At 41.8% G+C, this 13,295-nt stretch carries 12 protein-coding genes; 7 read left to right on the forward strand and 5 right to left on the reverse strand.

Annotated elements, in window-relative coordinates; all coding sequences use genetic code 11:
• Positions 1-94: 94 nt before the first annotated feature.
• A complete protein-coding gene (locus SAE01_RS05900) occupies positions 95-277 on the forward strand; it encodes a hypothetical protein (protein ID WP_147202749.1) in 183 nt (60 codons plus the stop codon).
• Between the two features lie 89 nt (positions 278-366).
• Here the strand turns inward: SAE01_RS05900 and SAE01_RS05905 are convergent, their stop codons facing one another.
• The 3 genes from SAE01_RS05905 to SAE01_RS05915 all read right to left on the reverse strand — a co-directional run bounded on the left by SAE01_RS05905 (position 367) and on the right by SAE01_RS05915 (position 4,618).
• Positions 367-621 carry a hypothetical protein gene (locus tag SAE01_RS05905; RefSeq protein ID WP_147202750.1) on the reverse strand — a complete coding sequence of 85 codons (255 nt, stop codon included), beginning with the start codon at positions 619-621 and terminating at the stop codon, positions 367-369.
• A 483-nt stretch (positions 622-1,104) separates the two neighbouring features.
• Entirely contained in the window at positions 1,105-1,683 is a 579-nt protein-coding gene (locus SAE01_RS05910) for an REP-associated tyrosine transposase (RefSeq protein ID WP_147202751.1), read from the reverse strand.
• Positions 1,684-2,230: 547 nt separating this feature from the next.
• Entirely contained in the window at positions 2,231-4,618 is a 2,388-nt protein-coding gene (locus tag SAE01_RS05915; protein ID WP_147202752.1) for a PAS domain-containing sensor histidine kinase, read from the reverse strand.
• A 527-nt stretch (positions 4,619-5,145) separates the two neighbouring features.
• On the opposite strand from SAE01_RS05915, the gene SAE01_RS05920 reads away from it, so the two are divergent.
• Positions 5,146-6,177, forward strand: coding sequence for an LLM class flavin-dependent oxidoreductase (locus tag SAE01_RS05920; protein WP_147202753.1), 1,032 nt, complete (start codon positions 5,146-5,148; stop codon positions 6,175-6,177).
• A gap of 182 nt (positions 6,178-6,359) precedes the next feature.
• On the opposite strand, the gene SAE01_RS05925 is transcribed toward SAE01_RS05920, so the two are convergent.
• Positions 6,360-6,761: a DoxX family protein gene (locus SAE01_RS05925; protein WP_147202754.1), complete on the reverse strand. Its 402-nt coding sequence runs from the start codon at positions 6,759-6,761 to the stop codon at positions 6,360-6,362.
• Positions 6,762-7,112: 351 nt separating this feature from the next.
• Between SAE01_RS05925 and SAE01_RS05930 the strand changes: the two genes are divergently transcribed.
• Positions 7,113-7,952 carry a 5'-3' exonuclease gene (locus SAE01_RS05930; protein ID WP_147202755.1) on the forward strand — a complete coding sequence of 280 codons (840 nt, stop codon included), beginning with the start codon at positions 7,113-7,115 and terminating at the stop codon, positions 7,950-7,952.
• A gap of 37 nt (positions 7,953-7,989) precedes the next feature.
• On the opposite strand, the gene SAE01_RS05935 is transcribed toward SAE01_RS05930, so the two are convergent.
• Positions 7,990-8,682, reverse strand: coding sequence for an aspartate/glutamate racemase family protein (locus tag SAE01_RS05935; RefSeq protein WP_147202756.1), 693 nt, complete (start codon positions 8,680-8,682; stop codon positions 7,990-7,992).
• A 284-nt stretch (positions 8,683-8,966) separates the two neighbouring features.
• On the opposite strand from SAE01_RS05935, the gene SAE01_RS05940 reads away from it, so the two are divergent.
• From SAE01_RS05940 to SAE01_RS05955, 4 genes are all read left to right on the forward strand, one after another.
• A complete protein-coding gene (locus SAE01_RS05940; protein ID WP_147202757.1) occupies positions 8,967-9,380 on the forward strand; it encodes an EamA family transporter in 414 nt (137 codons plus the stop codon).
• Between the two features lie 50 nt (positions 9,381-9,430).
• A complete protein-coding gene (locus SAE01_RS05945) occupies positions 9,431-11,791 on the forward strand; it encodes a molybdopterin oxidoreductase family protein (RefSeq protein WP_147202758.1) in 2,361 nt (786 codons plus the stop codon).
• A gap of 1 nt (position 11,792) precedes the next feature.
• Positions 11,793-12,251: a molybdopterin oxidoreductase gene (locus SAE01_RS05950; RefSeq protein ID WP_147202759.1), complete on the forward strand. Its 459-nt coding sequence runs from the start codon at positions 11,793-11,795 to the stop codon at positions 12,249-12,251.
• 213 nt (positions 12,252-12,464) lie between these two features.
• The gene (locus SAE01_RS05955) at positions 12,465-12,986 is read left to right on the forward strand and encodes a DinB family protein (RefSeq protein WP_147202760.1); all 522 of its coding nucleotides are present in this window, start codon (positions 12,465-12,467) and stop codon (positions 12,984-12,986) included.
• The last annotated feature ends 309 nt before the right edge of the window (positions 12,987-13,295 follow it).

The raw sequence follows: 13,295 nt of genomic DNA on the forward strand, positions 1-13,295 counted from the left end.
AACACAGCTATCCGTATGTCTTTGACTACGGATTTTGAATGAAAAGCCGGACTGTGTCCGGAATTCAAAGAATGTTAGATGGGACGGAAAGTATATGCTGCTGTTAAATGTTCAATCGGTAGCAGACCGCCTTCTCGTTGGTCAGAGGTTTGTATTAAAATTCAGCCATTTTGATAAAACAGCAATATTGGTTTTCCAAATACCAGACGCAGTCGGGGTCATCATTTACCTCGGTAGTCGCCCTGCGGAACGCTACGCAGAGCCGAGGGGAAACTAGCGGGAAACACTACGGAGAGCAGGGGAATGCTGTTGGTAAAGAGCACTAACAGCCGCGCCAATTACTAGAACATCTCTGAGCTACCTATTCTAAATAATTGATGTGACCAGCTCTTTCATCTGCTTTAGCGTCACGTCTTTTTCCAACAAATTAATTTCATTATGCGACTGTTGGGATATCTTCTCGTTAAGTATTTTTACTTTTTGTAACATGGGTAGTATATACTTCATGAAATGCTTGAAGTGTTCTGATATATCCTGGTAACCTGATGCGAACTTATAACCGGGCTTTCCTGACTGACTCACGATGAAAAGACCTTGGTATCTTAAATCTCTTACTAACATTCTCAATTTTAGTGTTGTGAAATCAGGGTAAAAGACTTGTAAGTATGTCAACAGTTCATTCGTAGAAACAAAGCGATTTTTGTTGATTTCGCTTTGGAATGATAAATAATCTAAAAAACGCACTACTGAAGGAAAAACACAGCTATCCGTATGTCTTTGACTACGGATTTTGAATGAAAAGCCGGACTGTGTCCGGAATTCAAAGAATGTCAGATGGGACAGAGAGTATATGCTGCTGTTAAATGTTCAATCGGTAGCAGACCGCCTTCTCGGTGGTCAGAGGTTTGTATTAAAATTCAGCCATTTTCATAAAACAGGGAAATTGGTTTTCTAAATACCAGACGCAGCCTTGGTTATCATTTGCCTCCGTAGTCGTCCTTCGGAACTCTATGGTGAGCCGTGAACCTGTTACACAGCTATCCGTATGTCTTTGACTACGGATTTTGAATGAAAAGCCGGACTGTGTCCGGAATTCAAAGAATGCTAGATGGGGCGGAGAGTATACGCTGCTGTTAAATGGTCAATCGGTAGCAGACCGCCTACTTCATGATAGTAATCTCTTGCACTACTTAATAAGTACTCCTCTGCCTTTTCTACTATGCCAGCTTTTACTGGGTTGTTGTGCATGTAGTTCAATTTATCTAATGTGAATTCAACCGTCTCCAACAGAATTGGATGGTTGTCCTGTTGCCAGAATTGATATTGCTTATTCCTGCTGTTCTTTTCCCCCGCTTTCTTAAAAATCCATAACATCCAATTCTTCCTGCTTTCCTGTTTGTTATTTTCAATAGTCGTTATTATCTCCTTTGAAGTAAACTTTTTGAAGTCTCTTAAAATATCGGAGAGATTACCGTTCGCTGTACTTATGATCAAGTGAATATGGTTACTCATTATACACCAGCCATGTAGTCTTAATTCTTTGTTGTTGATGCAATACAATAAACTTTGAATTGCAATATCAGCATATGTTCTTCTTGTAAAAACATCTACCCATTCAACTACACCAAATGTTATAAAATGAACTGCATGTTGGTCTCTTATTTTATAGCCATCATCTTTCATTGTGCTTCGGGGTTTGTATCAAAATACACACATTTTGATAAAACAGGGAAATTGGTTTTCGAAATGCCAGACGCAGTATGGGTTATCATTTGCCTCCGTAGTCGTCCTTCGGAACACTACGGAGAGCCGGGTCTCTTATCTTATATCCATTATTTCTCACCGTGGTCAGAGGTTTGTATTAAAATTCAGCAACTTTAATAAAACAGGGAAATTGGTTTTCTAAATACCAGACGCAGTCCGGGTCATCATTTGCCTCCATAGTTGTCCTTCGGAACACTACGGAGAGCCGGGGTATTAAAATTCAGCGATTTTAATAAAACAGGGAATTGGTTTTTCAAATACCAGACGCAGTCTGGGTTATCATTTGCCTCCGTAGTCGTCCTTCGGAACACTACGGAGAGCCCGGGGAGTGACACAACAATCTTTAATAGTTGCAAAAATTTTTGCTACCAAAAAAATAATCCGAACACGAAGACGCAACATGAAGAAGCCGCCTCCTTCACATGCATACTTTTCTTCACCATCTCTTTTTGTCGTGCTCGTATTCTTAAGCAGGCAAGTAAATTTCAAACGTTGAACCTAAACCGGGTTCACTTTTTACTTTTATAAACCCGTTGTGGTTCTCCACTACTTTTTTAGCAATGGACAATCCTACACCAGTTCCGCTATACTCTGCCTTACCATGCAGTCGTGTAAACATCTGGAAAATTTTGTCCGCATATTCGGGCTCGAAGCCGATGCCATTGTCCTTTACCGCAATGAGGTAGTACGCCTTCTCATTTTCCGTCACGTCGCTGCTTGTAATTGTAATGTGCGGCGCCACATCGCTCTTGCTGTATTTCAGGGCATTGCTAACCAGGTTTTGAAATAGTTGCTGTATTTGTCTCCTGAACCCGTTTACGGTGGGAAGCTTTTCGACATTTATAACGGCTTTCTTCTCTGCTATATTCAATTCCAAATCTTCCAGTACGCGTTGCACCTTTTGGTTCAGATCAATACTTTCCGTTTCGTGTGGTCGATGGCTTACGTGGGAGTAAAGTAGTAAATCATCTATCAGGTTCCCCATGCGTTGCGCAGCATTTTGAATACGGTTAAACGATTGGGTTTCTGTTTCGGTGAGTTTGCTACTTAACTGCTCTTTTAAACGTTGCGTGAAGAATTGAATTTTCCGCACCGGCTCTTTAAGATCGTGTGAGGCAGCATGCGCAAATTCTTCAAGGTTCTGGTTAGAACGTTGCAGTTCTTTGTTGATTTGCTGCAAGCCTTCGTTTGCCTTAGCTAATTCCCTTGTGCGTTCTTCTACTACCGCTTCTATTTTTTGGATAGCTAATACTTTATCAGTGATGTCGAGCACCGAACCAATAAAGCGAACGGGCTGATCATTCTGATTGAAGTACACCTTGCCTTTTGCCCTTACCCATCTTACCACCCCATCTTCAGCACCAACGGTGCGGTATTCTACATCATAATCACCATTATAAATGGATTTGATAAACAGGTTGTCAATTACTTTTATAATTCGTTCCCTGTCATCGGCGTGAAGTCCCTCCACAAAATCTTTTCCATATGTAACTGCATTGTGATGGCTGATACCAAAAAGCGTTCGGCAGCGATCATCCCAATGCATTGTTCCTGCTTCCAAATCCATATCAAAAGTTCCCAGTTCCGCTGCTTCTTTCGATAGCCTGACTTGCTCTAATGCTGTCTGCAATTGTTGCTGACCCAGTTTATTTTCAGTGATATCTGTACAGGCAGCAATGTAGCCAACAAATTTACCAGCAACATCGAACCGTGGAACTCCATGAGCCAAGAGCCAACGGCTTTGACCTTGTTTATTATGTACCCGAAACTCACCACTGAACGAGCTCTTAATAGCAAAGGCATCTTGAAATATTGAAACAAACTTCTCTTTGTCGTCGGGGTTGATTAAGTCGGTCCAGTTGCCTTGTAACAATTCCATCGACAACTTACCGGTAAATTCTGTCCAGGCTTTGTTGTAATAGCTTATAGCGCCGTTTTCATCTCCCACGGTTATTAATACAGGTGTGCTTTCCGCCATTGTTCTAAACTTCGCTTCGCTTTCCTCTGCATTTTGCCGGGCTTTTACCTGTTCTGTAACGTCGTGCGATATTGTAAATACACCCGTCGGTTTTAAATTATTATTGCTGTAATACGGCTGATAAACCAAATTAAAGTAGTGCATCTCCTCCCTGCCATTAACATAGGAAGCCACCGGCACTTCATGCGCAAAAAAAGGCTCCCCAGAATTACGCACCTGGTCAAAGAGTTCAATAATGCCTTGTCCAGCTAATTCCGGAACCGCTTGCAGAACTGGTTTGCCAATAATTTCCGGACCTTTTCCCCAAAGTTTAAAGGCTTCTTTATTCGCCAGTTCCAACACGTAGTCATCTCCATTTACCAGCCCCACTACCATAGGAGCCTCCATAAATAAACCAAAGGCTTTTTCAATGCCCACTACCTCTACTTCTCGTTTCCCCGCTTTAATCAGCGCGGTAATTTCTTCGGAGCTATGGATAATGTATACCAACTCGCCATCAGGCGCAAAGACGGGGCGGTTCTCTGCCTTCCAATACCGCTCAACATACTGGCCATTCTCATCCATTACATCATACCGCTGGGTGGCCAACTGATGGGACTCCTTATGAGTTATCACATGCAGAAGGGATGTAAGCAAGTTCGACTGCCCTGTGTCATTTTCGTCTTGGGGGTTAGAAGGAAAGGCTTCGAAAAGGTCCTTTCCTACCAATTTCTCTCTTGTTAAACCTACTACATCCAGTAAGCCATCGGTTACAGCAAGGATGGTGAAGTGCGGCGCATTGTTTTGCAAGAGATAACTAATGCCGGGAAGGGCATTGAAAAGAGCCTTGTAATATTGCTCGGGTATCTGAAATAAAGTAATTGACTCTTTGCTCATAAGGATGAGAATGAAGATATGAATTACCGTTTGACAAACATGTACTTAAAGTTAGATAACAGTAGTTGATGCGAAGCCGTAGAGGCATTAAAGTATAATTTACAATACGGTCCTTAGTCAAAATACTAAAACGTGCTACCAGCAACCTTGCTCAAGCAATTACAACAGTACAAGTAAGTGATACAACGATGCTTAATAGTAGCACAAATGCAGGCTACAAAAAAAGTGCTATCATAAAAGATCTAACACTAAGAAAGTGTATTCATACTTTTCTTCACCATCTGTTTGTGCTTTCCTCCGTATTCGCTTAGTGCTTGTAGCATTCAACCCCGGGCTTCAGGATATTCGGTCAATTCGTGCTCCCCCACCACAGGTGAGCCGCTAAATAGGTTCGGGCGTTCAATGCCGTTTAGTTCCAAATCTTTTAATTCTGTCGAAAGCGGTTTTGAAGAAAGTCAGAGATCGGCGCGGTAGGTATGATCCTTTAAAGCACAGCAAGTAACTTTGCAAAATTAAAAATCATTAGTATGGAATTAGGTGTTGGAATGTTTGGCGATCTGCACATCAATAGTAGGGGTGAGATACAACCTGCACAACAGCGGTTGCAGGAAATAATAGAGGAGATCAAATTGATGGATGAAGTAGGTCTTGACTTTTTTGGTATAGGTGAGCATCATCGCCCTGACTATGCAGTGTCGACGCCTGAAATTATATTGGCTGCAGCAGCAACGGTAACGAAGAACATAAAACTCGGAAGCGCTGTTTCTGTGTTGAGTTCGTCTGATCCTGTCCGATTGTATCAAAGTTTTGCTACTGTTGACCTCATTAGTAATGGACGTGCCGAGCTAATGGTAGGCCGTGGAAGTTTTACAGAGTCGTTTCCCTTATTTGGATACGACTTGCAACATTACAACGAGTTGTTCGAGGAAAAACTGGAGCTGCTGTTGCAGATAAATAAGCAGCCCAACGTTACATGGAAAGGGAAGTTCCGCGCCGCATTAGAGAACCAGCAGGTGTTACCACGTGCAGTAAATGATGCCTTGAATATTTGGGTTGCAGTTGGTGGTACACCCGAGTCGGTAGTTAGAGCTGCAAAGCATAACCTGCCTGTGATCTTTGCGATCATTGGTGGTAATCCTGCTCAGTTCAAGCCACTGTTCGATTATTACAAACAAGCGCTTGATCATTTTGGTCATAGCACAGAAGCACTCCAAGTAGGTGTGCATATACACGCATTTTTCGGTGAGAATAGCAGGCAAATTGCGGACGACTACTATCCAACGTACTCCACCCAGATGAACAGGGTTGGCAGGCAAAGGGGATGGCCCGCATATACCAAACAACAGTTTGAACAGGGGCGTTCACCACAAGGTCATCTGATTATCGGTGACGCTAATGAAGCTGTTGATAAGATACTTCATATGCATGCGATGTTTGGTCTTACCCGCTTCTCAGCACACATGGATGTTGGTGGACCATCACATGAAACGATGATGAAATCCATCGAAATCTTTGGGACAAAGATTGCACCGAAGGTGAGAGAAGCGTTACGGAAGTAGAGCCTCGTCATTTGCGAGGTACGAAGCAATCCGCTATTACTCCTGTGGCTTCGACATCTGTTTTTTATGCTTGTTCTTTTTTAGACGCTGCAATCGCCATTTCCAACCAATATTAAAATATCAGTCTTGCAATCGATCAAGTACCATTATCAACGAGTCAAAGGTTTTCTAAGCAACCTTTATTACCTGGAATTTATTGCCAGCTCTCCGCTACTCATTCTTTTATGCCATAAGTAATAAGACACGATTCCCGGAAGTATCCATATTGCCATTGTAAGCATCATTGGATCAAACTTGCCCGCAGCAGCAATGCTTGAGTAAATAGCTCCGGCGAGGTCAAAAAACAAACCTGCATACGCCCATTCTTTTATTCTATCTAAATTTGGAATTAGAATAACAATAGATCCAATCAACTTTGCGATGCTGAGAAATTGTATAAAGTAGATCGGATAACCGAGAAAGTCATGCATTAGTTGAATTGCCTGCTGCGAAGGTTGAAGGCCACCAACAGACGAGAATATCATTAATGCTGAAAAAAGGATAGTACATATCCAATAGGTGAGGTTTGAAGCTTTTGTTGTCATTTTTTTTGGTTTTAGTAAAACAATGCGCTACCACTTGTTTCAGCTATGTGATGCTCGTAGTAGCTATTACAAAAATAATAGTGCAGGTAAAAATTGTCGCGGTGGCATTACGACATTCTTAGGTATTAATGCGGCAAAGTAAAGATGATCATCAGTATTTTAGCTGGGCTTACTTTGAAGCTTTTTAACGGCATAAGTTTGCATTGCAAAGAGAGACTGATTAACATCGGTGTAGAAAAAGATTAGGCGTTAGTAAGATTTTCGCATGTTATTATCCTCCATATTTCTGTATTGTACATTCCATGTTAACAAGTGTAAACAGCAAACTGCTTTATCAATATTTTTAATTCCATGATTGTTCATCTTATAGACGGTACATACGAACTATTCAGGCACTTCTATGGTCTTCGCCGTTTCAATAAGGGCAATGACAAACCAATGGGAGCCGTAGTAGGTGTATTGCATGGAATATTAGAAAAGATCGAGAAAGGTGCCACACATATTGGCGTCGCAACCGATCACGTTATTGAATCATTTCGCAATAAACTTTGGAGCGACTATAAAACGGGAGCAGGCATTGATCCAGTCTTGTTTGCACAATTCCATCCGCTGGAAGAAGCCTTGGCGTTGATGGGTGTGGTGGTTTGGCCAATGATTGAGCTCGAAGCAGATGATGCCTTGGCCTCTGCTGCACACCTTGCTGCGGCGGATCGAGCGGTTGAGAAAGTATGTATCTGGACACCGGACAAAGACCTTGCGCAGTGCGTGCAGGAAGACCGGGTTGTGCAGATGGATAGCAGGGCTAAAGTGATCAGAGATGCTGATGCAATCGTCAAAAAATTTGGTGTTATACCAATACTCATTCCCGATTATCTCGCGCTTGTTGGCGACAGCGCGGACGGTTATCCGGGTATCTCCGGTATTGGCAAGACTGGTGCGGCGAGGCTGTTGAACCAATACGGGCCGATTGAAAGTTTTCCGAAGGCGGTGCTGGGAACACAACATGAAAAAGCTTTGTTGTTCAAACGTATAGCCACTCTTAAAACAGATGAACAACTTTTTAAGAATGTTGCTGAACTGCGCTGGCCAGGACCTACACCGGCTTTCGCTGACTTTGCAACAAAAATTGGTGAGCCGGCTTTAGTTAAACGAGCCACCGCAGCGGCGCGAGAGTTTATTCAACCTATCTAAGAGGCTTTGAAAAATTTGTTTGCTGGTTTCTATTAGTTCATTCTGCACAAGCAAATGCAACGGCAGCTTTTGCATGAATTACTGTTGTATCAAAAGTTTCTACTTTCACTTTGCATCCTTTAAGCAAAATAGGAATTTCAGTGCACGCATAAATGATTCCTTCTGCTCCCTCTTGTATTACGTCCTCAATAATCTGTAAATATTTTTCTTTTGTCTCTTCTGTGAAAATGTCCCTTGTTAGCTCTGTAAATATGGAGTTATGAATAAACTCTTTGTCTGCTTCCCGTGGCAAGATTGTTCGAATTCCACCAAGAGCCAGCTTGTCCTTAAAGAACGGTTTGTCCATCACAAACCTGGTTCCCAGCAGCGCAACTTTTTTTACTTTCCGGGTCTCTATTTCCTTTGCGGTTTCCTCTGCAATATGTATCAAGGGTAACTTGACAGCTTGTTCAACAACGTCTGCAATAAGGTGTGGGGTATTAGCGCATATAACAATACATTCTGCTCCGGCACCTTCAAGTTTCCGAGCTATGTCAGAAAACCGTGCAGCAATTTCATTCCAATTGTCTATGTCCATCAAGTTCTTGAACTCCTGGAAGTTTACAGAGTAAAGAATAATTCGGGCAGCATTTGAGCCGCCCAGTTTTTCATTGGTTAACTGGTTGATTAATTTATAATAATCAATTGTCGAAACCCAGCTTGTACCTCCTATTAATCCTATAGTTTTCATTGATCTCAGAATTTGCATTTATTAAAAACGTTGTAGAAATTGATACCTAAGTGACCCTACTAAAAAACGAAAGTTACTACCTTCGCTTCATTGTACAGGAGCCATTTCCTGGTGGTGCCGACTGTTTCAGTCTCCAATATTCAACTGAAGTTATGGGGTCAGCTATAGTTGCGATAATATCTTTTTGCGTGCAGTTTTATTTTTATAGCGACGAAACAGAGAGAACTTTTACATACACCGATAGCAACGTTCGTAACGGAAATTTCAAATACAAACAATAGGATATGTGGTGGATCTATGCTTTAACATCAGCCTTCTTTGCAGCCCTGACAGCCATATTTGCAAAAGTTGGTATCAAGGGAGTTGATACCGATTTGGCAACAGCCATACGGACGGTAGTAATTTTAATTCTTGCTTGGGGCATCGCTTTTTTCAGAGGCGGCGCTTATACCATGCACGCCTTAACAAAACCAAATATTATTTTTCTATGCCTGTCTGGTGTTGCAACAGGTCTTTCATGGATATTTTATTTTAAAGCGTTGCAAATTGGCAAAGTATCACAAGTTGCCCCGGTAGATAAAATGAGTGTGGCAATAGCTATTATATTGTCTGTCGCATTTTTAGGAGAACCACTAACTATTAAGACTGCTTTAGGAGCGTTGATGATTATAGGTGGAACCATAGTTTTAATATTTTAGGGGCATTTTTCCTTGTTGTCCTAAACACCGTCATTATAAAATTGATTGCTATGCAGGAAACCCGTAACAGTATTAACAACATTTGGGGCGAAAGAACTCCTTATCGTGGTAAATGGCCCGTGCGTGTAGACCAACGAGTATGCGAAGAGCCGGATAAATGGGTTCAGTCAGCATGTGTGCTTTGTTCAAATGGTTGTGGCATCGATATAGGAGTTAAGGATGGGAAGATGGTTGGTGTGCGCGGCCGAAAAGAAGATGTTGTCAACTTTGGAAGACTTGGCCCGAAGGGTTTGCATGGATGGGTTGCAAACAACAGTAAAGATCGGTTGACCAAACCTTTGATAAGGAAAAATGGTAAGTTGGAAGAAGCAAGCTGGGATGAAGCAATGGAACTGATCGTAAAAAAATCAAAGGAAATCATAGAGAAACAAACAAGCCTTGGAATCGGCTTTTATACATCCGGTCAACTTTTCTTAGAGGAATATTATACACTTGGCGTTTTAGGTAAAGCCGGTTTAGGTACCCCGCATATGGATGGCAACACACGTCTTTGTACGGCTACCGCCGCCGCAGCCCTGAAAATTTCGTTTGGCTCCGATGGACAACCTGGCTCTTATTCTGACCTCGATACCACTGACTGTATTTTGCATTTTGGTCATAATATCGCCTCACAACAAACTGTTCTGTGGATGAGGATCCTTGATCGCCTTGCAGGACCTAACCCACCCAAGATTATCGTTATCGATCCCAGGAAAACATTCACTGCAGAAAAGGCAACGGTGCATCTAGCCCCAAAACCGGGTACAAATGTTCCGGTAATGAACGGATTGCTTAATCTGATAATTGAAGCGGGTCATATCAACAAAGAATACATAAATGCTCATACGGTTGGATTTGAAGATTTAAAAAAAATCGTTTCAAAATGGCCACCTGAAAGGGTTGAAGAGGTAACCGGCGTACCTGCTTCAAAGTTGCGTGAAGCAGCCCATATTTTAGGAACGACAAAGTCATTGGTGTCAAGTGTATTGCAGGGAGTATATCAATCGATGCAGGCGACAGCAGCTGCAGTTCAAATCAATAATCTACACCTTATACGCGGGCTGATAGGAATTGAGGGGTCTGGCATTTACCAGATGAACGGACAGCCTACTTCACAAAACACAAGAGAGTGTGGAGCAGACGGAGACTTGCCTGGATTTAGAAATTGGGGTAATAAAGAACACGTGCAACAACTAGCTGATTTGTGGAATGTAGAATTAGATAAGATACCACATTGGTCTCCTCCAACCCATGCAATGCAAATATGGAGATTTGCTGAGACAGGTTCAATAAAGATGCTTTGGATAAGTGGTACAAACCCGGCCGTCTCAATGCCTGAACTGTCGCGGGTTAGAAAAATTTTACAAAAAGAAGATTTGTTTGTGATAGCACAAGATGCATTTCACACGGAAACAACGAGGTATGCAGATGTGGTGCTTCCTGCTGCGATATGGGGTGAAAAAACAGGTTGCTATACCAATGTTGGACGAACAGTACATATCTCACATAAGGCCATTGAGCCTCCCGGGGAAGCAAAATCAGACCTGGACATTTTTATTGATTACAGCAGGCGAATGGGTTTTAAGGATAAAGACGGCACCGGTCTAATAAAATGGAATACGGCCGAAGAAGCTTTCGAAGCCTGGAAAGAATGTACAAGGGGAAGACCTTGTGATTATACAGGCATGAGTTACGCAAAGCTTACAGGCGGTGCTGGCATTCAGTGGCCCTGCAATGAAAAGTATCCTGATGGAACACCGCACATTTATACAGATGGTGTGTTTAATACTGCTTCCGACTATTGTGAAGCTTATGGTCATGATTTTGATACAGGAGCTGCGGTAACTGAAGAAGAATACAAGGCGATAGATCCAAAAGGAAAAGCATTCTTAAAAGGTGCAGACTATGTTCCACCCCATGAAGTGCCTGATGAAGAATATCCCCTGTGGCTTACTACCGGTAGGCTCGTTTATCATTTTCATACCCGAACTAAAACAGGAAGATCTAAGGATTTACAGGATGCAGCACCGGATGGATATGTACAAATTTCCGAACAGGATGCAACAAAGTATGGCATTGCAGAAGGTGACATGCTCGAGGTTACATCAAGGCGTGGAAAGGTAGTTGAACCTGCTAAGATTGGAGGTATTGAGCCGGGCACTGTCTTCATTCCTTTTCATTACGGTAGTTGGGATAACGACGACCGCCCACGGGCAGCAAATGAACTTACCATTACAGAATGGGACGCAGTAAGTAAGCAACCACACTTTAAATATGCTGCTGTAAAAATCAATAAGACAAACGGCTTCTTGCATAAAGTAAGTGACGTGTTTGATACTATTAAAGATAAATTTAAACAGGAGGAAGCTTGATATGCATATAGGAAAATATATTGATTTAGTTCATAGAACTGAAGAGGATCTCGTAAAAGCTTTTAAGCTGGTAGCGAATGCACATGGAGATGAAGTAGATGTTTACCAAACCTGCATGTTGTTATCCTCTTGGTCACAAAAGCTGGCGGATGAGATCGAAGTCTTTGCGAAAAAATATAAGGAAGAAAGAGATGAGGAACCAGACAGGCTGACTCAGACGCTACTAAAAAAAACTCGAAAAGGCGGAATGGCGTTATTGAGAGACCTACATGATTTGTATTTGATTGTAAGTGAGGTAGAGGTTTGCTGCACCATTCTAAAACAAGGTGCAACAGGGCTGCGAGACAAGGAATTAGTAGCAAGCTGTGAAGAAGTCGAACGGCAGACCAAAAGGCAATTGTCATGGTTAACAACACGAATGAAATCAGCAGCGCCACAAACTTTGATTGTGGCGGAATGAGAACTATACACCTAATAGCCTCTTTCTGTTAATCTTTTGGTCTCTAACTATCTCCACAAACATCTATTCCTATGCCACCAGAAAGTGATAAAACTGAATGCCCCTAACTACCATAGTCCTTGTATTTTCCATGTTGCCGTCTTGCAACTTTTTTAGGCTTCACGTAACGCGAAGAGCCAGTAACCTTATACATTCATCGATTAATTTTATAAAATGAAATTTTCACTAAATCGATCGATAGAGATTCTGGAACGAACCCCTCTTGTTCTTCAAAATTTACTAATCGGTCTCTCTGAGGAATGGACGCTGAACAACGAAGGAGAGGATACCTGGAGTCCATACGACGTGATAGGGCATTTAATTCATGGAGATGAAACAGACTGGCTGCCAAGAGCAGAGATAATTCTCTATGGAAGCGAAAAACAGTTTCACCCCTTCGATAGGTTTGCTCAATTTGACAATAGCAAAGGGAAAACTTTGCAACAACTTTTGGATGAGTTTAGGCAGATTAGAAATACCAATATAATAAAGTTGAAAGGCTTGAATATTACTGGACAGGACCTGCAAAAAACTGGAGTGCATCCTACGTTTGGTGAAGTGACACTATCCGAATTACTTTCTACCTGGGTAGTGCACGATCTTGATCACATTTCACAAATAGCGCGGGTAATGGCAAAGCAATACAAAAACGAAGTCGGGCCGTGGGTGGCATTTTTAAAAATATTAAAACAATGAACCAAATGTTTGAAACCTTTGCTGAGGTTTGAATGAAATGAGTCAATAATTGGGTTTACGCAAAATCGGTTTCCAGTTAACTTTTATTTTGAAAAAATAGTTGTCAATGAAGATCAGACTCCAATAAATTGAGTTAGGCGTCGAAGACCGTGTCAAAAGCAAAGATTTCTATAACTCGATCTTGGGACTTGATAGTGTAGTTGATCAGCAAAATTTAAATGTTTTAAAACAGGAGTTGCGGGATAGACTTTAATAATTCAACACATCTTGCACCTAAGGCTATTGTGACAAGTTTTATAACGGACAACC

The sequence above is a fragment of the Segetibacter aerophilus genome (assembly GCF_007991655.1).
Classification (GTDB): domain Bacteria; phylum Bacteroidota; class Bacteroidia; order Chitinophagales; family Chitinophagaceae; genus Segetibacter; species Segetibacter aerophilus.